The organism is Verrucomicrobium sp., from assembly GCA_028283855.1.
In the GTDB taxonomy this organism is placed as follows: domain Bacteria; phylum Verrucomicrobiota; class Verrucomicrobiia; order Methylacidiphilales; family GAS474; genus GAS474.
This window is the reverse complement of record JAPWJX010000009.1, coordinates 251,272-271,761: the sequence shown is the minus strand read 5'-3', so window position 1 is coordinate 271,761 and position 20,490 is coordinate 251,272. Positions and strand designations below refer to the sequence as shown.

Below are 20,490 nucleotides of genomic sequence, written 5' to 3'. Positions count from 1 at the left end.
GGATTCATGAAGACGGCACGGCTCATCTACGCCTCCAGCGAGAGCGACGCCGACCTCCTCTACGCCACCCGCTTCCTCGTCGGCGACCCGTTCGTCTGGTTCGAGGTCGGCGGGAAGAGCCGCGCCGTCATGAGCCCCCTGGAGATCGACCGCGCGCGGCGTTCCGCCGCGGTCGAGGAAGTCCTGGCCCTGGGCGACTTCTTAGACCCCAAGGCCAAGCCGAAGGATCGGGGCCCCGCCGCCCTCATCGCCGCCTTGGCCTAAACGCTACCGCTTCGCCGCCGTCGAGGTGCCCGGCACCTTTCCCGTCTCCCTGGCCGACGCCCTGCGCAAGCGCCGGATCAAAGTCACGCCCGTCGAGGGCTTCCTCTTCCCCGGGCGCGAAATCAAGACCCCGGCGGAAATCGCCGCCATCACCAAGGCACAACGCGCCGCCGAAGCGGGCCTGGAACGCGGCTGCGAGGTCCTGCGCCAAAGCCGCATCGGCAAAGGCAGCATCCTTACCTGGGGCAAGGCCGTCCTCACCTCCGAGCGGCTGCGCGGAGAGATCGACGCCGCCGTCATCCGCGCCGGGGCGTTGCCCGCCCACACCATCGTGGCCGGGGGCGACCAGGGCTGCGACCCGCACGAGCGCGGCCACGGCCCCCTGCGCGCCCACCAGTCCGTCATCATGGACATCTTCCCGCGTGGAGAGAGCGGCTACTTCGGCGACCTCACCCGCACCGTCGTGAAAGGCCGCCCCACCGCCGCCCTGGAAAAGCTCTATGACACCGTGGCCCAGGGAAAGGCCTACGCCCTTAAGAAAATGAAGGCGGGCGTTGACGGCGGGAAACTCCACCAGGAAGTCACCGACTTCTTCACGCGGGAAGGCTATCCGACCGAGAAGCGCAACGGCCGCTGGGTCGGCTTCTTCCATGGCACCGGGCATAGCCTGGGCTTGGAAATCCATGAGCCACCCCGCTTCGGCGCCGGGAAATTCCGTTCCGGCCACGTCATGACCGTGGAGCCCGGCCTTTACTACCCCGGCGTCGGCGGCGTCCGCCTGGAAGACCTCGTCGTCATCGGCGCGCGCGGCGTGCGGAACCTTACCCGGGCTCCCCAAAAGCTGCGCCTTCAATGATCGATTACGAGGCTCTCAACCGCCACCGCGTCGACGTCCTTCCGGCTAAGGAGGTGCTCTTCCTCAGCGGACCGATGACCCACTGCAAGAGCGATCTGTCCCTGGAAGCCTCCGACTTGAACCAAGGATCCTTCGACGGCCTGGAGCGGGCCCTCCTGGCGGAAAGCCGGGACGTGCTCAACCCCACCAGGCTCAAAGTCTCCTTCCCCTCCGCGGAGGAAACCGCGGCGGCCCGGGAAAAGGGGATCGAGCCGCTGCCCTCCGCCCAGGCCTATCTCCGCGCGGACATCCACGCCCTGCTGGAAGCGGGGGTGACCAAGATCGTCTTCCTGCCGCCGGCCCACACCGTCCGTTCCACGGCGGAAAAGCCGGAATTTCGGCATTGGCACGAGTCGCAGGGCTCCTGCTTCGAGGCTCTCTCCGGCCTCTTCCTGGGCCATTCCTTTGCCCAGGCGGAGCGGGACGGAACGGGCCGCTGGAGCCTGCGCGACCTCCCGCGGGAGGAAGTGCGCGGCCTTCTTAGCCGCTCGGAATGCCTGGCCTCCCTGCAGCGGGAATACGGCGGCCCGCAGATCCAGCTCGGCTGCTCCACGCTGCCGGCGGAGCGCCAGGCCATAACGGAAATGGGTCCCTCCATGACGCGCCCCGGCACGTCCCCCATGCGGCAGTCCGGTCCCATTCGCGAGCACGAAAAGAACTAAGCGCCCGCGCTTCCAAGCAAATCCGGGCTTCCGCGGCTATCGGAAACTTTCGCGGCACGGTTTCTTTTTTTGCCGTTTTGTTTTGACGCTGCGGCGTCGCGATGTAAAGAACCTCACATAAGGTCGTCCGAAGCCCTGAATATCAGGGACGGCGGGCGAACCAAAAAACCACAGGAGAAAAAACTAAGATGAGTTTGAATCGTGCAGCGTTGGTGCTTCTCGTTCAGAAGGCCCTCGGCAAAGAAACCACCAAGGCCGCGGCCGAGCGCGCGGTCGAGGCCGTCGTCGACAGCCTCAAGTCCGGCATCAAGAAGTCCGGCGGCGTCCAGCTGATCGGCTTCGGCACCTTCAAGGTCGTGAGCCGCAAGGCCCGCACCGGCATCAACCCGAAGACCGGCGAGAAGATCAAGATCAAGGCCTCCAAGAGCGTCAAGTTCTCCCCCGGCAGCGAGTTCAAGAAGAGCCTCTAAGCTCTTTCTGATCCCTACCTAGGGTCTTCCAAGCCCGGTCCGCCGCAAGGCGGGCCGGGCTTTTTTATTACACCGGGGGAAGGGAGGCGCGCAGCTTGGCCAGGGCTGCCTCGTAGATCGCGGCGGCCTTGTCCGCCTCCGCCTCCGTCGTCTCCGGGCCCAGGGTGGCCATCACGTTCTCCAGGCCGCGCCGGGAGGGCAGCCCCATGGCGGCAAGGACGTGGGAGACGCGCAGGTCCCGGCTGACGCAGGCCGCGCCGCTGGAAAGGAGGAGCCCGCGCATGTCGCAAAGGAGGACCTGGGCTTCCCCCTCCACGCCGCGCGCGCTCCAGTTGAGATTTTGCACGGATCGGTCCGGCCCGGGGAGGGGGCCGTTGAGCTCCAGGCCGGGGACTTGGGCGGAAAGCGCATCCCACAGTCGGCGTTGGAGCTGGCCGGTTCGCCAGATCCGTTGGGAGAGATCTCCGCGCGCCTCTTCCGCCGCGGCGCCCGCCCCGGCAATCGCGGGGAGATTCTCCGTCCCGGCGCGCAGGCCGTTCTCCTGGCTGCCGCCCAGGAGCAGGGGAGAGAGCGCCGTGCCGCGCGCCACGTAGAGCGCGCCGGTGCCCTTCGGCCCGCCGAAGCGGTAGGGGCTCAGGGAAAGGAGGGAAACGGGCGCCGTCCGTATGTCGACGGGCGTCCATCCGGCCGCCGCGCCCGCGTCGCTGAAAAAGGCGATGCCGCGCTCCCGGCACAGGGCCGCCAGCGCGGCGACCGGTTGCAGGGTTCCCACTTCATGATTGGCCCAATGGACGGCGACTAGGATCGTGCCGGGCCGCAAGGCCTCCTTCAGCGCGGCCACAATCACGCGGCCTTCGCTATCGACAGGGAGAAAGGAATGGGTGAAGCCCTCCGCTTCCAGGGCCTCCGCGCAGCGGAGGACGGCGGCATGCTCCGTTGCCGCCAGGATCAGGTGCGTGCCTTTGGAGCGGTTCGCCCGGGCATAGCCCAGGACGGCCAGGTTGGCGCTCTCCGTGCCGCCGGAGGTGAAGACGATCTCCTCCGGCGCCGCGCCGATCAATGAGGCGACCTGCGCGCGCGCCTTGTCCAATCCGTCCCGCGCCGCCAGGCCGCCCCGGTGCAGGGCGGTGGATGGAAACGCCTCTTCCAGGAATGGAGCCATCGCCGCCCGCACGGCCGGGGAAAGCGGGCCGCCTCCCTGATGGTCCAGGTTGATGGCAGGCATGGGAATTAGGCCGTTACTTTTGCGAGGAGATCGGGCGCCATTTCAAAGTTGGCGTAGACGTTCAGCACGTCGTCATGGTCGTCCAGCGCCTCGTAGAGGTGGAGGACCTTCGCGGCGGTTTCCTCGTCGGTCACCGGCGTGGTGTTCTGCGGCAGGTAGGTGAAGCGGGCGGCGGAAACGGGAAGTTTGGCCGCTTCCACGGCCTTCACCACCAGGTCGAGCTTGTCGCCGGGGGCGATGACTTCCACCTGCCCCTCGGCGGCGCGGACGTCCTCCGCGCCCGCCTCCAAGGTCGCTTCCAGGACGGCGTCCTCATCCGCGACGCCCACCACGACCAGGCCGCGCCGCTGGAACATCCAGGCCACGCTGCCCGCGCCCGCCAGGTTGCCCCCGTTCTTGGCGAAGATGCTGCGGATCTCGGCCGCGGAGCGGTTCTTATTGTCCGTGGTGGCCTCCACGACCATGGCGACGCCGCCGGGGCCGTATCCCTCATAGACGATTTCCTCCAGCGCGGCGGCGCCCTCCAGCTCGCCGGTGCCTTTCTTGATGGCCCGCTCGATGTTGTCGGCGGGCATGCTCTCCGCCCGGGCGGCGGAGACGGCGCGGCGTAGGCGGGGATTGAAATTGGGGTCGCCGCCGCCTAATTTGGCCGCCATGCTGACCTCCCGCGCCAGCTTGCTGAAAAGCTGTCCGCGGCGGGCGTCGGCCACGCCCTTGGTTCGCTTGATGTTGGCCCAGTGACTATGTCCTGCCATAGAACGTAACGTTCGCCCGGACCCTGCGCCGCTTCAACTTTTTTCCCCCTCCCATGAGGTCCGATCATCAGCTGATGGAAGCCGTCGCCCAGGGGGACGAGGCCGCCTTCCGGGAATTGGTGGAACGGCACCAACGCCCCGTCTACGGCACCATCTTAAAGATGCTGGGAGACCCCCATGAGGCGGAGGACCTGGCCCAGCGCGTCTTCCTGCGCGTCTACCAGGCCGCCCCGCGTTACCGGCCGGACGCCCAGTTCTCCACCTGGCTCTACACCATCCTGCGGCGGCTGGTTTTCAATGAATCGGAACGCCGTAACCGCAGCCGGCACCGTTTCCTGAGCCAGACCCAGCTGGCCGGGGAGGAGGGGGAAATCTGGGACAGCCCCGATACCCGCCAGCAAGACCCCGCCGCCGCCCTGGCCGATCGGGAACGCCAGGAGCGGGTCGACGCCGCCGTCCGCGATTTGCCGGAGAACCAACGCCTGGCCGTCCTCCTTCAGACCCACCAGGACCTCTCCTATGAAGAAATCGCCTCCATCCTCAAGACTTCCGTCAGCGCCACAAAGTCGATCCTCTTTCGCGCCCGGGAAACCTTGAGGAAATCCCTGCAAAAGGAACTTTAAGAGCAACTTTTTCCCGGTTTATCTGTTATAAGAAATAAGAATGGCCCCTCCGTCTTCCAGCTCCGATGACGCCCGCCTCGACACGCTCCTCCGCGCGGGAGGCTTGGCGGAGCCGTCTCCCTGGTTCGCCGCGCGGACCGTTGCCCGCTTGAGGCATGAGCGGAGCCGGTCCTGGTTCAGGATGGGCTTTGGCCTCTCCTTTGCCCGGGCCGCGCTGCTCCTGGCCGCAGTCGGCTTTTCCTTGGCGGGTTGGGAATTGAAAACCCATCACGACCGGCAGCAACTGACGTTTGCCGCCCTGGAAGCCGTCGCCCAGGGAGTCGAGCCCAGCCTGGGCGAAGAGGAAGAGGTCCTGTTTTGAAAAAGGGATTCCTAACCTTTAGCCTCGCTTTTGGAATCGCCTGGGCCGCCCTGGCCGCCGATACGAACGCCCCCGTCGCCCCCGCGCCGGACCCGAACAGCGCCGCCTTCCTCCTCCGGGGAGACGCCCGGCACCTTCCTCCGGAAGTCCGCTCCCGGCTCCTGGAACTCCTGGGCCTGCCCAAGGACAAACTCTGGGAAGAGCTGCACAACTGGCCCGCCTTCCAGCAGATGAACCTCCAGCAGCAGGCCGGCTTCCTGAACCGCCTCTCGGAACTCCGGCAGCGGAGCCGCGCCCAAGCCCTCAAAAAAGCCGCCGAGCTGAACCTGCCCCTCTCCCCGGAGCAGGAAGACGCCTTCGTCCGCGCCTACTTGGCGGAGCGCAGCGCGTTGGAAAAGAAGTTCTCCGCCGAAACAAAGACCATCCGCCAGCGCCTAGAGACGGAGGCCAACCGCCACCTTACCGAGCAATTCGGGAAGAAGAACTGATCCGTTCGTCGCAAAACCGGAGAAAATCCCCCGTCGCCGCCCGAAATTCCGGCCCAAAACGCCGGGTCTCATGGTCCTCCCCGGGGCTGAGATAGAACCGCTTCGGCTCATGAGCCGCCTCGTAGACGGCCTTCACCGAAGAAAGGGACATCCGCTTATCGCTCCCCGCCGCAATGATAAGGAGAGGGCAGCGCACCGCTCGAGCCGCCCGGAAGCTGTCCACCTCCGCGATCGCCAGGTGGAGCTGCCGTTCCATCCGCCATTCCGTCAGATAAAGGAGAGGGAAGGGGGGCAGATTGAAATAGAGCTTCGCGTGAACGGCCAGCGTATGGGCCAAGGTATCGAACGGCGCGTCGGCGATGACCCCCCCTATTTCCGGATCGGCCGCGGCGGAGCGCAGGGCGGTCACAGCCCCCAGGGAGATGCCCCATAGAATAGGGTGAGGATATCCTTCCGCCCGGAGCTGGCCCACCCAGGCGGCCACATCCAGGGGTTCCTTGGAGCCCAGAGTCGTGGGACCCGGATCGCTTTCCCCATGCCCTCGCAAGTCGATGGCCAAGACCGGGTGCCCCGTCTCATGAGCCACCACGATAAAACCGGTCATGAACTCCTTACTGGCCCCCAGACCGTGAATGACCACCACTGGCTGGCCCTTGCCGGAGGAGGGAATCCACCAGGCCGCTAGATGGGTGTGGTCCGCCGTTTCCACGTGCCGGGTTTCATAAGGCAAGTTGAGCATGGACGGGGTGAAGTTGGGCTTCGTGGCCGCCGGAACTGTCATGGCGAAGTGAGCCAGCATCCCGCTCACCAAATAAAGCACCCCAGCGATTAAGGCCGAAAACACCAAAAAAATGCCGAAAAATCGACGAAAACGGGGGTTCATAGCCTCATTTAGGGGATTTTTGCCTATGAAGTAAACATTGACCTTGGGGCCCGTTTCCATAGAGTCGCCCAATGTCTGAACGGACTCCCAAAGGAAGCTTCATGGACTTGAAGGAAATTAAAGGCGTCATCGACCTGATGACCAAGAACGGCATTTCCGAATTCGAGCTGGAGCAAAATGACTTCAAAATCCGGCTGAAAAAGGGTCAAAACCCCGAAATTTCGGCCGTTTCTCCCCATTCCGCGCCGGTTTTTGCGCATGCGCCTCATCCGGCCTCCGCCCCGGCTCCCGCCCCTGCCGCCGCGCCCGTGCCCGCGGCCCCGGCCGAAAACGTGAAACCCATCGTCTCCCCGATGGTCGGCACCTTCTACTCCGCCCCGTCCCCCGATTCCGCCCCCTATGTCAAAGTGGGCCAAGAGGTCAACGAGGACACCGTCGTCTGCATCATCGAGGCAATGAAGGTCATGAACGAAATCAAGGCCGAGGTGAAGGGCGTGGTTACCGAGATTATCGCCGAAAACGGCAAGCCGGTCGACTTCAACAAGCCCCTCTTTAACGTCAAAGTCTCCTAAGAGGGACTCCCCCCATGTTCGACAAGATCCTGATCGCCAACCGTGGCGAGATCGCCCTCCGTATTATCCGGGCCTGCAAGGAACTGGATATCAAGACCCTAGCCGTCTATTCGGAGGCCGACATCAACTCCCCCCACGTCCGCCTGGCGGACGAGGCCATCTGCATCGGTAAGGCCGCCAGCTCCGAGAGCTACCTGAAGATCGACCGGATCATCAGCGCCGCCGAGATCGGGGATGTCGACGCCATCCACCCCGGCTACGGCTTTCTGGCCGAAAACGCCCATTTCGCCGAGGTTTGCGAGAGCTGCAACATCAAGTTCATCGGCCCCAAGCCCGCAGCCATCCGCGCCATGGGAGACAAGGCCATCGCCCGCGAGACCGCCCGCAAGGCAGGGGTGCCCGTCTCCCCCGGCAGCGACGGCATCGTGGAGAGCGAGCAGCAGGCCCTCAAGGTCTGCAAAAAGATCGGCTATCCGGTCATGATCAAGGCCGTCGCCGGCGGCGGCGGGCGCGGCATGCGCACCGCGCACAATGACGTCAGCCTGGTCCAGGGCTTCCACGCCGCCCGCATGGAGGCCGAAAAGGCCTTCGGCAACGGCTCCCTCTACATCGAGAAACTCATCGAGCAGCCCCACCACATCGAGTTCCAGATCCTGGCCGACCGCCATGGCAAGATCGTCCACCTGGGCGAGCGGGACTGCTCCATCCAGCGCCGCAACCAAAAGCTGATCGAGGAATCGCCCTCTCCCATCGTCAGCGCCGACCTGCGCAAGCGCATGGGCAAGGCCAGCATCAAGCTGGCCGAGGCCGTCGACTACGAGAATGCCGGCACCATCGAGTACCTCGTCGACAGCAAGGGCAATTTCTACTTCATGGAGATGAACACCCGCATCCAGGTGGAGCATCCCGTGACGGAGGAGGTCTACGGCGTCGACCTGGTCCGCAAGCAGATCGAAATCGCCGCGGGCCTGCCCCTGGGCAAGGAGTTCGACAACCTCCAGCCGCAGAAACACTCCATTGAAGTCCGCATCAACGCGGAGGACCCGGACAACGACTTCCGCCCCAGCCCGGGCAAGATCGACTTCATGTTCACTCCCGGCGGCCACGGCATCCGCCTGGACTCCCACGCCTACACCGGCTACACCATCCCGCCCAACTACGACTCGATGATCGGCAAGCTGATCGCCACCGGCCCGAACCGGGCGGCAGCCATCCGCCGCATGTCCCGCGCGCTGGAGGAATTCACCATCCGGGGAATCAAGACGACCATCCCCCTGGCCGGCAAGATCCTTCAAAATCCCGACTTCCAGCGCGGGCGCTACTCCACCCACTTCATCCCGACCTTCTTCGGGCCGAAGAATCCCCATGGGGGATAATCTGTTGGCCCGCCGCCTGCACCTCCTGCAGGCGCGGCTCTACGGCATCCTCGACCTCGGCTACGTTTCCCCGGAACGGCTCCTGGAAACCGGCCGGGCCATGATCGACGGCGGCGTCGACGTCATCCAGCTCCGCGCCAAAGGGAAAACTCCCGCCGAGGTGCTGGAACTGGCCCGCCTCCTCAAGCCCCTTTTTTCCAGGCAGGAGGCCCTCTTCATCGTCAACGACCACGCCGACGTGGCCCGGGAAGTCGGGTCAGACGGCCTCCACATCGGCCAGGAAGACGGCACCGTGGCGGAAGCCCGGGCCCGCATCCTGCCGGACCAGCTCGTCGGGAAATCGACCCACTCCGTCGAGCAGGCCGTGGCCGCGCAGGGGGAGGGGGCGGACTACATCGGCGTCGGCCCGCTCTACGCCACGCCGACCAAGCCGGACTACCTCCCCGTCGGCCTGCCGCTCATCGCCCAGGTCCGCGCCCGGGTCGACATTCCGCAGTTCTGCATCGGCGGCATCAAGCGGGAGAACCTGCGCCAGGTCATTGCCGCCGGGGCGGACCGCGCCGTCGTCGTCTCCGGCATCCTCCAGGCGGAGGACGTGAAGGCCTATTGCCTGGAATTGAAGGCGATGCTGGCCGCGCGGCATTTGCTGGCGAAAAAATAGAACCGGGTTAGATTACTCGCATGACCCGCCACCGCCTGCTCGCCCTCGCCGTCGTCCTGGTCCTTACCGCCTGCGCCTCCTTCACTCAGCAGACGCAAAAGCTCAGCCTGGGCATGTCGACGGCGCAGGTGAAAGACATCCTGGGCGGCAACTACACCGTCCTGGCCTCCCGTTATGGCCAAGACGGCCGCCCCTCCGAATTCTGGCAATTCCGCAATCCGGACAGCGGCCAGCTCTTCTCCATTTATTTCAAGGACGACAAGCTGGTGCAGTGGGGCAGCCCCGACGCGCTCAAAAACATGTGGGAGCTAAACGGCGCGGACACCGGCGCGCGGACGCTGCCGCAAAATATCCCGCAGGCCACTATCCCGCAGCAGAACGGGAAAAACTAATTCCAGCCGGCGATCCGGCGGAATTCGAGCGACCGGGCGGCGAGCTCCTCATGGGTGAGGGACTCCAGCCGCTCCAGGGTAAAGGCTTCCAGGTTGAAGGAAGCGACCAGCGTACCCTGGATGAGGCCTTCCCGCAGGGTTTCCGTGGAGGTGTCTCCCTGCTGGGCGCAGTAGCCCAGGAAGGCGCCGATGAAGGAATCCCCCGCGCCGGTCGGGTCGATCATCTTTTCCACCGGGTAGGCGGGCAGGACGTGCAGGCCGTCCGGGCCGACGAGGATGGAGCCGTGCTCCCCCTTCTTCACCACGGCCCGCTTCGGGCCCAGATCCAGGAGGTGCTTGGCGGCCTGGATCGTGTTCGATTCCCCCGTCAGGGCGCGGGCCTCGCTGTCGTTCACCACGATCAGGTCGATCCGGCGGAGCAGTTCGCCGACGGCCTCCCGCTCGTTCTCGATCCAGAAGTCGATCGTGTCGGCGATGACGAACTTCGGCTTACGCAATTGGTCGAGGATCCGTAGCTGGATTTCCGGCGGATCGTTGGCGATGAGGACGTAGCCGATGTCCCGGTAGGAATCGGGCAGGGCAGGGGCGTAGGCCTCCGTCACCCCCCGCTCGATGGAGAGGGTGCGGCGGTGGTTCATGTCGTCCCCGTATTGGGCCGTCCAATGAAAGGTCTTTCCGGGAGCGACCTGCATGCCCGCCAGATCGATGCCGCGGGAGAGGAAAGGCTGGCGGTAGGCCTCCGGAAAGTCTTCCCCCACGATGCCCAGCATCTTGGTGGGGGCGAAGAAGCTGGCCGCATATCCGGCATAGCTGCCGGATCCGCCCAGGACTTTGACGAGTTCCCGCGTGGAGGTCTTGATCGTGTCGAGGGTCATGCCCCCGGCGACCAGGACCTGCTCCTTACCCGCCATGATTTAGAGGGAGGAGAGGACGAAGATGCACTTGTAGAGGCCGGAGACGCGTTCCTCATTGCGGGTGACGCGGGCCTTCAACACGTTCTCGAAAAGCTTTTCTTCCAGTTCCTTGACGATGGCGTAGCGGTCCAGGATGGCGATGACGGGGGAGTGGTACTCGATGATCTGGTGCTCGCGGGCGTCCGGATCGAAGTAATACTCGGACATATAGCCGTCACGATCGCGGAAGCCGGCCAGCACGCGGGCGCGCTCTTCCAGGCTGGAAGCGCCGTTGAGGCGGGTCTGCAGGGCGGTCCACTGGTCCTGGTAGATCTGGAAGAGGATCTTCTCCGGAGCGGCCGGGCCGTAGACGGCGGAGACGCTGTCCAGGATCTGGCAGGTCAGGTTGGTGTATTCGTTGGGGAAGAAATCGTGGGCGCGGGGAGTCAGGCGGTAGGCCTTCTCGGGACGGCCCATGCCCTTCGGGCGGCGCCACGTGTCAAGGTAGCCGTCCTTCTCCAGGGCGATGCAGTGCTGCTTCACGCCCATGTAGGAGAGGTTCACCCGCTTGCAGAGATCGGCCACGGAAAGCCCCTGGCTGCGCTTGATTTCGGCCAGGATCTGGTACTTCTGGCTTTTGACGATTTTCTGCAAGAGATCGTTGTTCATAACCCGTTAGATATCAATGCCCTAGATTGGTTGGTTGCGTGTAAAAAGAAGAATGTCGCGAACGACTTTTTACTCTTTAGGTCGGCCACCTCAAATTGCAACGTAAAAAGTGGCCGAAATTTTTACAGTCCGGGCACTAAGTGCTTGCCACTAGAACTTCCGACGCTTGACGGACGGAAGGAATGCCCCTTCGCTAGCAGGCCCCATGAGTGACAAGTTCCGTGTTTTGGTTGCCGATTCCCTTTCCCAGCGCGGCATCGCGCTTCTTCAGGAAGATCCCCGCTTCCAGGTGGACGTGAAAGTCGGCCTGAAGCAGGACGCCCTGGAGCCGATCATTGGGAACTACCACGCCCTTCTCATCCGCAGCCAGACCCAGGTCACACGCGCCCTCATCGAGAAGGCGGCGAGCCTGAAGATGATCGGCCGCGCGGGTGTGGGCGTGGACAACGTGGATGTGGAAGCGGCCACGGAGCGCGGCATCCTGGTCATGAACACGCCGGGCGGGAACACCATTTCCACCGCGGAGCACGCGTTTTCCCTCATGCTCTCCCTGGCGCGGAAGATTCCGCAGGCCCACGCTTCCATGAAGGCCGGAGAATGGAACCGGAAGGCATTCGAGGGGACCGAGATTTGCAACAAGGTCTTGGGCATCATCGGCATGGGGCGCATCGGCGGGGAATTCGCCCGGCGCGCCATCGCCTTCGGCATGCGGGTGATCTGCTTCGATCCCTACCTCTCCGCGGCCCGGGCGAAGAGCCTTCAGGTGGAGCTGGTGGAGCAGCTCGATCCGCTGCTGGAACAGGCCGATTTCATCACCATTCACACTCCGCTGACGCCGGAAACCCAAGGCCTCATCAATGCCAAGCGTCTGGCCCAGTGCAAGAAGGGCGTCCGCATCATCAACTGCGCCCGCGGCGGCCTGATCGATGAGGCAGCCCTGGCGGAGGCGCTCCAGTCCGGCCACGTCGGCGGCGCGGCGCTGGACGTTTACGAGCAGGAGCCGCCCCCGGCCGACTTCCCCTTGCGCGCCCTTTCCAACGTCGTCCTGACCCCGCACCTGGCCGCTTCCACGGCGGAGGCGCAGGAGAGCGTCGGCATCGAGATCGCCGAGGCGGTGCGCGACGCCCTGACCCAGGGCGCGATCCGCAACGCGGTGAACATGCCCAACCTGGACGCCCGCACGGCGGCCGCCCTGGCCCCCTACCTGGACCTGGCCGCCCGCCTGGGGAAGCTGGTCAGCCAGCTGGCGCCGAAGCGCCTGGACTGCCTGAAGATCAATTACAGCGGCCGCGTCCGGGAGCTGGACACCGCCCCGATCACCCGCGCCATCCTGAAGGGGGTCCTGGTGCAGGCCGCCGGCACGGGCGTGAACGAGGTCAACGCCCCGCTCCGCGCGAAGAACCTGGGCCTGGAGATCGTGGAGACGAAGCTTTCCCAGCAGAGCGATTTTGCCGACCTCATCACGCTGGAGGCCGTCTCCGCGGAGGGGACGGTGGAGATCGCCGCGACCTTCTACGGGAATAAGCCCCGCATCGTCGGCCTGCGCGGATTCTCGATCGAGTTCATCCCGGAAGGGCTCCTCTTTCTCATGGAGAACAAGGACCGCCCGGGCATCGTGGGCTGGATCGGCACCATCTTCGGCAAGCACAAGGTGAACATCGGCAACATGTCCCTCTCCCGAGGGAAGATGGGGGAGGGGGCGCTTTGCGTCCTGTCCCTGGACAGTTTCCCGCCCGCCGAGGCGATGAAGGAGATCGAGGCGGACAAGGATATTACCAACGTCCGCCTGGTCGACGTCGGCTAGCCGATCCGCTCGGGCGTCTTCGGCTTGGCCGGGATATCGATCTCCGGCACGGGGACGCTCCGCCGCGCGGCGGCGAAATGCTCTTCCCGGAAACGGGCGATGAGGGGAACCGCCTCCGCCATGTCGTAGATCCGCCTCGCGCCGGGGATTTCCTCCCCCACGTTCCAGGGACGGTTCATGTGAAGGGCCAGGGCCGGGCGGCCCTCCCGCGCGGCCGCTTCCAGGAAGGGGCGCAGGTTGTGGTCCCCGCCGTCGTCGATCAGGACGTCTAGGCCCTGGCGGGCCTTGTCCCGGGTAAAGACGGTGCCTTTCAGGCCGGGGAAAAATTCCTTGTTCAGCCGCAGCTTGTGCGTTTCCAGCCGGAGCCGGTCGGGATCGTCCGGCGTTTTGAGCACGGACATGGGGTGGGCGGTGACGCAGTAGGCTTCCACGCCCGGCATGGCGGCGATGGCGGCCACGGCGGCGGGCGCTTCCGGGTAGGGCTTCCGGTCCGCGTAGAGGTCCGGCTCCAGGAAGTCGTAGACGGTCAGCATGCCCGGCCCCTTCTCCTTGAAGTTGCGGGTGATGCTTTCCCCTCCCTGGGTGGTGCGCCCATCCCGCATGCGGAGGCCCGCCTGGAGTTTCAGGCCGCGGAGGGCCGGCCAGTCGTAAAAGCCGGTGCAGTCCTTCTCCCCCAGGACGGCGGGGGGATCGCAGAGCGTCCCGATGCGGGCGATGACCTCCCCGAAGTGCGGCCAGAGCGTGTCGTCCGCGTCGATGCCGACCTTCAGGGGAGGGAGCGCCATGGGGGCGAGAGCCTGGCTAGACCTTTTCGGGCGTCTTCGCCTTGTCCGGCAGGGGCAGGTCGAGCTTTTCGACCGGCACGGAACGGCGGGCGTCCTGGAAAGCCAGGCGACGGTCGGAGATGAAGTTGGCGATGGGGACGATGGCTTCGGTCATGTCCTTCACGCGGACGGCGCCTTCGATGTTCTCGTTCACGTTCCAGGCGCGGGTGATGAGGATGCCCAGGCCCTTTTCGTTGGCGGCGGCCTTGGCCTTGAGGAAGTTGGCGATGTTGTGCGGGCCGTCGTCGACGAGGATGTCGAGGCCCAGCTTCGTCTTGTCGCTGGTGAAGACGACGTTCTTCAGCATCGGATAGTCCCGCTTGAGGATGTCCTTCTTCTTCTCCTCGTAGGCCAGGCGGGTGGGGTCGGCCGGATCCTGGGAGACGGAGCGGGCGTGCGCGGTGACGACCAGCGGCTCCAGGTCCGGGATGGTGGAGAGGATGCGGATGGCGTGCTTCGACTCCTTATAGGAACGGAAGGTGTCGTAGATCGCGGGGGACATGAACTCGTAGACGGAGACGGTCTTTTCGTTGGAGTCTTCCGCCTTCATGCCGAAGCTCTCGCCGCCTTTCGTGACGCGGCCGTTGGGCAGCGTCAGGCCCGCCTGCATTTTCTTGCCGTTGAGCGGGGTCAGGTTGAAGAAGTTGTCCCAATCTTTTTCGCCCAGTTTCACGGGCGGATCGCAGGCCTCCCCCATCTTGGCGAGCCAAGGTCCCAGCAAGGCCCCCAGCGTGTCGTCGAAGTCGTAACCGATCTTGATCTTGCCGTCGCTCATTTGATGTTCTCCTTGGTGGGGGTCTTGGGGGAAAGGTCCAGATTGCGCACGGGGACGCGCTCCAGGCCCTGGAAGAGGCCCTCGCGCTCGACCGCCTTGGCGAAGCGGGCAACGTGCTCCGGCGCCTCCGCGATGGAGTCGATGCGGACGGCCTGGGGGATGTCCTTGGCCTGGTTCAGGGAAGTATTGACGTAAAGGGCCAGGAAGGGGCGGCCTTCCTTCTGGGCGTGGGCCAGGAGGTTCTTGATGTTGTGCGGGCCGTCGTCGATCAGGCCGTCGAGGTCGAACTGGGTCTTGTCGCTGGCGAAATAGGTTTTCCCGACCAGATCGGGATAGCGCTGGGCGATGATCTCGTTCTTGTTCGCCTCAAAGGCGGCGCGGACCGGCTCCAGGGGATCGGGGGAGGTGCCGCCGGGGTGGGCGGTGACGCAGAGGATCTCGACGTTGGGGATCTTGGCCAGCTGGGCGACGGCTTCCGGCGCGCCGGGGAGGGGGCGGACCATCTTGTAAAGATCGGGGGTCAGGAATTCCAGGATGCCGACGGCGCCGGGGGTCTTGTCGTCCGGGCCGGTCATGAAGTGTTCCGTCCCGTCGGTGACGCGTCCGCCCTTAAGGGGGACGCCGGCCTTCAGCTTGCGGCCGTGGAGGGGTTCCAGGTCGCCCTCGGTCCACTTCGTCCAATCCTTGCTCGTCAGATGAATGGGCGGATCGCAGGCCAGGCCCATCTTCCCCAGCCAGGCGTTCTGGAGGCCTTCGATCGTGTCGTCGAAGTCGATGCCGATGCGGATTTTTTTGCCCATATGCTTCCCTTTATTTCCCGTGGACGGTTTCCTGCTGCGGCACCTTGAGGGCCAGATCGGGGTTGCCGCCGGGGAGGCGCTTGACCCCTTCGAAATCGCGGCGGCGCTGCTCGGCCACCTGGGCGGCGATGAAGGCCGCTTCGGCCAGGTTGTCGACGCGGACGGCGCCGTGGACCACCTCGTCCTTGCTCATTTCCCGGTTCACGATGAGGGAGAGGACCGGGCGCCCCTCTTCGGCGGCCACGCGGCGGAAGGGGCGGTGGTTGTGGACGCCGTCGTCGACCATGACGTCGGCCTGGTAGCGGCTTTTATCGAGGTCGAAGTGGAGTTTCTCGGAAAGCTCGGGGAAGTGCGCCTGCACCAGGCCCCGCTTCCAGCTCTTTTCCGTCTCCGCGCTTTCCGGCGGATAGACGGCGGTGACGAAGAAGGGGTTCATGCTCGGCGCCTGGATCATGGCGGCCACGGCTTCCTTGGCCCCGGGAATGAAGTCGATGTTGTTCAGCAGCTCCGGGGTCTTGAGGTTCAGGATGTTGACGCCCTGGGTGTCTTCCGGGCTGGCCATGAAGTGCTCGGTCCCCTTGCTCAGATAAATTTCGCCGTCCTTGCCCAGGATGGGGACGCCGGGCTTGAGCTGCTTTCCCGCGATGCACTGCAGGTAGCCGGCGGTCCAATGGTCCCAATCGGCGTCGACGAGTTTGCGCGGGCAGGGGTTGACGGTGGCGTCGTTAGCCTTGTTAAGGAGGGCCACGGTGCTGTCCAGCACCACATCGTCTTTGTCGACCAGAATGTCCAGCGGGCGCAGCGGAGTCATTGCTCAGTAATTCGGCTATTGGGGAGGCCGAAAACCTGAAGAAATAACCTTTTTTGTCGAGGAATTTGCACTGGCCCTTTGGCCCCCCCCACCTACTTTCGATAAATGACATCGGTCCCCCCTTTGCCGACCCGCCACAAACGCCTTTTGGCGTGGGTTGAGCAGATCGCCGCCCTGACCCAGCCGGACCGCGTCCACTGGTGTGACGGCTCCCAGGAGGAATACGACCGCCTCTGCGCCGAAATGGTGGAAAAGGGGACCCTCCGCCCTCTGAATCCCGAAAAACGTCCCGGCAGCTACCTGGCCTGCTCCCACCCGGACGACGTGGCCCGCGTCGAGGACCGCACCTTTATTTGCAGCCGCACGAAGTCCGAGGCCGGGCCCACGAACAACTGGGTCTCCCCCAAGGAGATGCGCAAAACCCTGAAAGGCCTTTTCCACGGGGCCATGAAGGGGCGGACGCTCTACGTCGTCCCCTTTTCCATGGGGCCGATCGGCTCCCCCCTGGCCCAGCTGGGCGTGGAGCTGACCGATTCCCCCTACGTCGCCGCCAGCATGCGGATCATGACCCGGATGGGCGCCGCCGCCCTGGAAGCCCTGGGGGAGGACGGCGCCTTCGTCCCCTGTGTCCACTCCGTCGGCGCTCCTTTGGCCCCCGGCCAGGACGATACGCCCTGGCCCTGCAATAAGGAGAAATACATCGTCCACTTCCCGGAAGACCGGGAAATCTGGTCCTTCGGCAGCGGCTACGGCGGCAACGCCCTTTTGGGAAAGAAATGCTTCGCCCTGCGCATCGCCTCCGTCATCGCCCGGGAGGAAGACTGGATGGCGGAGCACATGCTCATCCTGGGCGTCGAGTCGCCGGAGGGGGAAAAGGCCTACGTCGCCGCGGCCTTCCCCAGCGCCTGCGGGAAGACGAACTTCGCCATGCTCATCCCGCCCGCCAGCTTCAACGGCTGGAAGGTGACGACGGTGGGGGACGACATCGCCTGGATCCGCCCCGGGCCGGACGGCACCCTGCGCGCGGTCAATCCGGAGGCGGGCTTCTTCGGCGTCGCGCCGGGGACATCCGTGAAATCCAATCCCAACGCCATGGCCACCATGGCGAAGAACACCCTCTTCACCAACGTGGCCCTGACCCCGGACGGCGACGTCTGGTGGGAAGGCCTCTCCGACCCGCCGCCGAACCTGACCGACTGGCAGGGAAACCCCTGGACACCCGCCTCCGGGACGAAGGCGGCCCATCCGAATTCCCGCTTCACCGCGCCCGCCGCGCAGTGTCCCAGCATCGACCCGCGCTGGGAGGACCCGGAAGGCGTCCCCTTGAGCGCCATCATCTTCGGCGGCCGCCGCAGCCACGACATGCCGCTGGTCTTCCAGGCCTTCAACTGGACCCACGGCGTTTACCTGGGCGCCACCATGGGCTCGGAGACGACGGCCGCCGCCACCGGCGCGATCGGCCAGGTCCGCCACGATCCGATGGCGATGCTTCCCTTCTGCGGTTACAACATGGGCGACTATATCCGCCACTGGCTGAAGATGGGGAAGCAGGTCGCCGCGCCGCCGCCCGTTTTCCATGTGAACTGGTTCCGCAAGGACGGGGAGGGGACTTTCCTCTGGCCCGGCTTCGGGGAAAACATGCGCGTGCTCAAGTGGATCGTCGACCGCGCGCGGGGCCGGGCCGGGGCGGCGGAATCCCCCCTGGGCTGGGTGCCGCGCCACGTGGACATCGATTTCCGGGGCCTCGACTATCCTCCGGAGAAATTCGCCCAGGCGATGGCCATCGACCGGGAGAAGTGGCGCTTGCAAACGCTCGATCATGAGCAATTTTTCCTGAAGCTGGACGATCATCTGCCCAAGGAAATCCCGCTGGAGCGGGAGCTGCTGGTCTGCCGCCTTTAACCCCGTGAAAATCCTACCGCCCGAGGAGGTCCGCGCCGCCGAGGACTGGGTCATCGCCGCCGGGACCGGCGCGGAGGAGTTGATGGAGCGGGCCGGGGCCCGCATGGCCGCCATCCTGCGGCGGGAGTTTCCCGGCCCCCGGGAGAGCCTTTTCCTGGTCGGGAAGGGGAACAACGGCGGGGACGGCCTGGTCGTCGCCCGTCATCTGCTCGCCGCCGGGTGGACCGTCCGCCTTCTCCTGGCCCAGGCGGACCTGGGCGGCCTGTGCCGCCGCCAATGGGAGCGGTTGCCGGGCGATTTGAAGCCTCTTTCCCCGCGCGATCCGATTCCGTGGCCCGGGGCGGACGGCGTCGTCATCGACGCGCTGCTGGGCATCGGCGCCAAAGGGCCGCTGCGGCCGGAGCTGGCGGAGACCGTCGCCGCGGTCAACCGGGCCCGGGCGGAACGCTTCTTCCGCGTCGCCGCCGTCGACGGCCCCACCGGCCTCCATGCGGAGGGGGAAGCCGTCCGCGCCGACCTGACCCTTTCCATCGGCTTCGGCAAGGAGCGCCTTTTCCTGGAAGAAAAGGCCGATTGGGTGGGCCGGATCGAGCCGGTCCCCATCTTCGACGCGATGCCGGAATACGCCGCCCGCCGGGAGGCCCTCGACCGGGAGCTGCTGCGCCCGCTTTTGCCGCGCCGGGCCCCGGCCTCCCACAAGAGCCAGTTCGGCCGGATCGCCATCGCCGGAGGCTCTCCCGGCCTGATCGGCGCGCCGATCCTTTCCTCCCTGGGCGCGCTGCGCGTCGGCACGGGGCTCCTCAACATCCTGGTCCCGCCGGAGGTGTGGAAGCTCGTCGCCGCGCGCGCTCCGTTGCAGGCGATGGTCGTCTCCACGGCGGACGACGCCTTCACCCGGCAAATCCTGGAAAAGGTCCACGCCTTGGCCGCCGGGCCGGGGCTGGGCACCGGCTCCGCCGCGGCGGCCCTGCTACGCCGCTTGCTGGAGGAAACCAAAGCCCCGCTGGTCATCGACGCCGATGGGCTGACCCTTTTGGCTCGGGACCCCGCGCTTCTCTCCCTCTGCCGGGGCCGGGCCGTGCTGACCCCGCACCCGGGGGAGATGGAGCGGCTCCTGGGCGGCAAGTTCTCCCTGGCGGAACGCCCGGCAAAGGCCGCCGCCTTCGCGGAAGAGCACGGCGTCGTCCTCCTTCTCAAGGGCTGCCGTACCGTGATCGCGGAGCCGGGCCGCCCGCTTGCCTACAACACGACGGGCAACCCCGGCCTGGCCACCGGCGGATCGGGAGACCTTTTGACCGGTATTATCGCGGGCCTGCTGGGACAAAAGCTTTCCCTGGGGGACGCCGCGCGCCTGGGCGCCTGGCTCCACGGACGGGCTGCCGACCTGGCGCTGCGCGCCCGGGGCGCGGAAGAGGGGATGGGCGGGGAAGAAGTGGCCGGCCGCCTGGCCGACGCGATCGCCGACCTGCGGGAGACGGTTTAAGGCCGGATCAAGACGGCGTCGCCCACGGCCGCGCCGAGCTGCTTCGCCGCCGATCCCTTATTGCGGACGATCTTCAGGCGGCCTTCCTGCGTGAAGAGGGCGACGAAACGGCCCGGCCCCACCTCCGCCGCGTTGGCGACGAGCGGCGCGGAGAAGTTCTCCCGTCCCACGGTGAAACGCAGGAGGTTCCCTTCCTTCATCCAGGACGCCAGCTTTTCGGGAATGTTGGTGAGCAGCGTGCCCTCCTCGTCGATGTGGGCGATTTCCCCGGCGATCGTCCGGCCTGAAAGGTGGGCCAGATTGACCGGCAGCGTTTCCAGCGTGCGGACTTCCGCGCCGTTGAGGTTCTCCGGCTTGCCGGATTCGGCAAGCAGCCCGGCCATCGCGCCCAGGTAATCGAGGCCCGCCTTGCCTGAAAGGCCGCGATCCAGCTGCCAGGCCTTGCCCAGCCCCTCCCGCGCCGTCACGAAGCTAAGGACGCCGTCGTCCGGCGCCAGGTAGTATTTCTTCGCCGCCGTGCGGACCAGGAGGAGGGGATGCTTGGCCAGGTCTCCCGTGGCGACGACGAAGATCGTCCCCGCTGGGAAACGGGTCACCGCCTGGTCCAGGAGATAAGCCGCCTGCTTCATGTCTCCCGTGGGCAGGCGCAGAAGGTGGGTGACGCGGGCCTGGGCGTCGGCGCCGTAAATGGCTCCTTGGATTTGGGCGGAAGCCTGGCCGCTTTCGTCGTCGGTCAAAAGGGCGATGACCGGCTGGTCGGTCTTCTTCCCGCACCCCGCCAAGAGCAGAAGTCCCGCCGTTCCCAGCACCGCCATCCGCCGCCAGTTCATTCCGTTTACTTAGCGTCCGCCTCTCTTTTGGCAATCAACAGCGGAGTGGGTATAAATACTTATATTCGCATT

24 protein-coding genes are annotated in these 20,490 nt (G+C 65.6%); 14 read left to right on the top strand and 10 right to left on the bottom strand.

Going from position 1 to position 20,490, the window contains the following annotated elements:
- Nucleotides 1-6: 6 nt before the first annotated feature.
- The 4 genes from PW734_12730 (at nucleotide 7) to PW734_12715 (ending at nucleotide 2,291) form a co-directional block, all read left to right on the top strand.
- On the top strand, nucleotides 7-264 hold the full coding sequence (locus PW734_12730; GenBank protein ID MDE1172051.1) for a hypothetical protein: 258 nt from the start codon (nucleotides 7-9) through the stop codon (nucleotides 262-264).
- Nucleotides 265-289: 25 nt separating this feature from the next.
- Nucleotides 290-1,120: a Xaa-Pro peptidase family protein gene (locus PW734_12725; protein ID MDE1172050.1), complete on the top strand. Its 831-nt coding sequence runs from the start codon at nucleotides 290-292 to the stop codon at nucleotides 1,118-1,120.
- Nucleotides 1,117-1,821: a hypothetical protein gene (locus tag PW734_12720; protein ID MDE1172049.1), complete on the top strand. Its 705-nt coding sequence runs from the start codon at nucleotides 1,117-1,119 to the stop codon at nucleotides 1,819-1,821. Before PW734_12725 ends, PW734_12720 begins: the two co-directional genes overlap by 4 nt.
- A 188-nt stretch (nucleotides 1,822-2,009) precedes the next feature.
- The gene (locus PW734_12715) at nucleotides 2,010-2,291 is read left to right on the top strand and encodes an HU family DNA-binding protein (GenBank protein ID MDE1172048.1); all 282 of its coding nucleotides are present in this window, start codon (nucleotides 2,010-2,012) and stop codon (nucleotides 2,289-2,291) included.
- 67 nt (nucleotides 2,292-2,358) lie between these two features.
- Here the strand turns inward: PW734_12715 and PW734_12710 are convergent, their stop codons facing one another.
- Together PW734_12710 and PW734_12705 are read right to left on the bottom strand one after the other, a co-directional pair.
- Nucleotides 2,359-3,516: a cysteine desulfurase family protein gene (locus PW734_12710; protein ID MDE1172047.1), complete on the bottom strand. Its 1,158-nt coding sequence runs from the start codon at nucleotides 3,514-3,516 to the stop codon at nucleotides 2,359-2,361.
- Nucleotides 3,517-3,521: 5 nt separating this feature from the next.
- Complete coding sequence (locus tag PW734_12705; protein ID MDE1172046.1) at nucleotides 3,522-4,271, bottom strand: YebC/PmpR family DNA-binding transcriptional regulator; 750 nt, start codon at nucleotides 4,269-4,271, stop codon at nucleotides 3,522-3,524.
- 53 nt (nucleotides 4,272-4,324) lie between these two features.
- On the opposite strand from PW734_12705, the gene PW734_12700 reads away from it, so the two are divergent.
- The 3 genes from PW734_12700 to PW734_12690 are packed head-to-tail and all read left to right on the top strand — an operon-like array spanning nucleotide 4,325 to nucleotide 5,743.
- Nucleotides 4,325-4,894 (top strand): sigma-70 family RNA polymerase sigma factor, encoded by a 570-nt coding sequence (locus PW734_12700; GenBank protein ID MDE1172045.1) that lies wholly within the window; start codon nucleotides 4,325-4,327, stop codon nucleotides 4,892-4,894.
- A gap of 40 nt (nucleotides 4,895-4,934) precedes the next feature.
- Nucleotides 4,935-5,255, top strand: coding sequence for a hypothetical protein (locus tag PW734_12695; protein ID MDE1172044.1), 321 nt, complete (start codon nucleotides 4,935-4,937; stop codon nucleotides 5,253-5,255).
- Entirely contained in the window at nucleotides 5,252-5,743 is a 492-nt protein-coding gene (locus PW734_12690) for a hypothetical protein (protein MDE1172043.1), read from the top strand. Before PW734_12695 ends, PW734_12690 begins: the two co-directional genes overlap by 4 nt.
- Here PW734_12690 and PW734_12685 read toward each other — a convergent pair.
- Nucleotides 5,715-6,686 carry an alpha/beta fold hydrolase gene (locus tag PW734_12685; GenBank protein MDE1172042.1) on the bottom strand — a complete coding sequence of 324 codons (972 nt, stop codon included), beginning with the start codon at nucleotides 6,684-6,686 and terminating at the stop codon, nucleotides 5,715-5,717. The genes PW734_12690 and PW734_12685 overlap by 29 nt on opposite strands.
- 41 nt (nucleotides 6,687-6,727) lie before the next feature.
- Here PW734_12685 and accB point away from each other — a divergent pair, with 41 nt between their 5' ends.
- Genes accB through PW734_12665 form a run of 4 tightly spaced genes read left to right on the top strand, consistent with a single transcriptional unit; the run spans nucleotide 6,728 to nucleotide 9,627 of the window.
- Nucleotides 6,728-7,198 carry an acetyl-CoA carboxylase biotin carboxyl carrier protein gene (accB, locus tag PW734_12680; protein ID MDE1172041.1) on the top strand — a complete coding sequence of 157 codons (471 nt, stop codon included), beginning with the start codon at nucleotides 6,728-6,730 and terminating at the stop codon, nucleotides 7,196-7,198.
- Nucleotides 7,199-7,212: 14 nt separating this feature from the next.
- The gene (accC, locus tag PW734_12675) at nucleotides 7,213-8,574 is read left to right on the top strand and encodes an acetyl-CoA carboxylase biotin carboxylase subunit (GenBank protein ID MDE1172040.1); all 1,362 of its coding nucleotides are present in this window, start codon (nucleotides 7,213-7,215) and stop codon (nucleotides 8,572-8,574) included.
- A complete protein-coding gene (gene thiE / locus PW734_12670; GenBank protein MDE1172039.1) occupies nucleotides 8,564-9,235 on the top strand; it encodes a thiamine phosphate synthase in 672 nt (223 codons plus the stop codon). Before accC ends, thiE begins: the two co-directional genes overlap by 11 nt.
- A gap of 20 nt (nucleotides 9,236-9,255) precedes the next feature.
- Complete coding sequence (locus tag PW734_12665) at nucleotides 9,256-9,627, top strand: hypothetical protein (protein ID MDE1172038.1); 372 nt, start codon at nucleotides 9,256-9,258, stop codon at nucleotides 9,625-9,627.
- On the opposite strand, the gene PW734_12660 is transcribed toward PW734_12665, so the two are convergent.
- A complete protein-coding gene (locus PW734_12660; protein ID MDE1172037.1) occupies nucleotides 9,624-10,538 on the bottom strand; it encodes a PfkB family carbohydrate kinase in 915 nt (304 codons plus the stop codon). The genes PW734_12665 and PW734_12660 overlap by 4 nt on opposite strands.
- 3 nt (nucleotides 10,539-10,541) lie before the next feature.
- The gene (locus tag PW734_12655; protein ID MDE1172036.1) at nucleotides 10,542-11,189 is read right to left on the bottom strand and encodes a winged helix-turn-helix transcriptional regulator; all 648 of its coding nucleotides are present in this window, start codon (nucleotides 11,187-11,189) and stop codon (nucleotides 10,542-10,544) included.
- 205 nt (nucleotides 11,190-11,394) lie between these two features.
- Here PW734_12655 and serA point away from each other — a divergent pair, with 205 nt between their 5' ends.
- Nucleotides 11,395-12,993: a phosphoglycerate dehydrogenase gene (gene serA, locus PW734_12650; GenBank protein ID MDE1172035.1), complete on the top strand. Its 1,599-nt coding sequence runs from the start codon at nucleotides 11,395-11,397 to the stop codon at nucleotides 12,991-12,993.
- Here the strand turns inward: serA and PW734_12645 are convergent.
- Genes PW734_12645 through PW734_12630 form a run of 4 tightly spaced genes read right to left on the bottom strand, consistent with a single transcriptional unit; the run spans nucleotide 12,990 to nucleotide 16,203 of the window.
- Nucleotides 12,990-13,778: a hypothetical protein gene (locus PW734_12645; GenBank protein MDE1172034.1), complete on the bottom strand. Its 789-nt coding sequence runs from the start codon at nucleotides 13,776-13,778 to the stop codon at nucleotides 12,990-12,992. The genes serA and PW734_12645 overlap by 4 nt on opposite strands.
- A gap of 16 nt (nucleotides 13,779-13,794) precedes the next feature.
- Nucleotides 13,795-14,592 carry a hypothetical protein gene (locus PW734_12640; GenBank protein MDE1172033.1) on the bottom strand — a complete coding sequence of 266 codons (798 nt, stop codon included), beginning with the start codon at nucleotides 14,590-14,592 and terminating at the stop codon, nucleotides 13,795-13,797.
- Nucleotides 14,589-15,392, bottom strand: a complete 804-nt coding sequence (locus PW734_12635) for a hypothetical protein (protein ID MDE1172032.1) — start codon at nucleotides 15,390-15,392, stop codon at nucleotides 14,589-14,591. Before PW734_12635 ends, PW734_12640 begins: the two co-directional genes overlap by 4 nt.
- Nucleotides 15,393-15,402: 10 nt before the next feature.
- The gene (locus tag PW734_12630) at nucleotides 15,403-16,203 is read right to left on the bottom strand and encodes a hypothetical protein (GenBank protein ID MDE1172031.1); all 801 of its coding nucleotides are present in this window, start codon (nucleotides 16,201-16,203) and stop codon (nucleotides 15,403-15,405) included.
- Nucleotides 16,204-16,326: 123 nt separating this feature from the next.
- Here PW734_12630 and PW734_12625 point away from each other — a divergent pair, with 123 nt between their 5' ends.
- Together PW734_12625 and PW734_12620 are read left to right on the top strand one after the other, a co-directional pair.
- Nucleotides 16,327-18,105: a phosphoenolpyruvate carboxykinase (GTP) gene (locus tag PW734_12625; protein ID MDE1172030.1), complete on the top strand. Its 1,779-nt coding sequence runs from the start codon at nucleotides 16,327-16,329 to the stop codon at nucleotides 18,103-18,105.
- 4 nt (nucleotides 18,106-18,109) lie between these two features.
- Nucleotides 18,110-19,588 carry an NAD(P)H-hydrate dehydratase gene (locus tag PW734_12620; GenBank protein ID MDE1172029.1) on the top strand — a complete coding sequence of 493 codons (1,479 nt, stop codon included), beginning with the start codon at nucleotides 18,110-18,112 and terminating at the stop codon, nucleotides 19,586-19,588.
- On the opposite strand, the gene PW734_12615 is transcribed toward PW734_12620, so the two are convergent.
- A complete protein-coding gene (locus tag PW734_12615) occupies nucleotides 19,585-20,418 on the bottom strand; it encodes an SAM-dependent chlorinase/fluorinase (protein ID MDE1172028.1) in 834 nt (277 codons plus the stop codon). The two genes, PW734_12620 and PW734_12615, sit on opposite strands and share 4 nt — an antisense overlap.
- Nucleotides 20,419-20,490 lie beyond the last annotated feature (72 nt).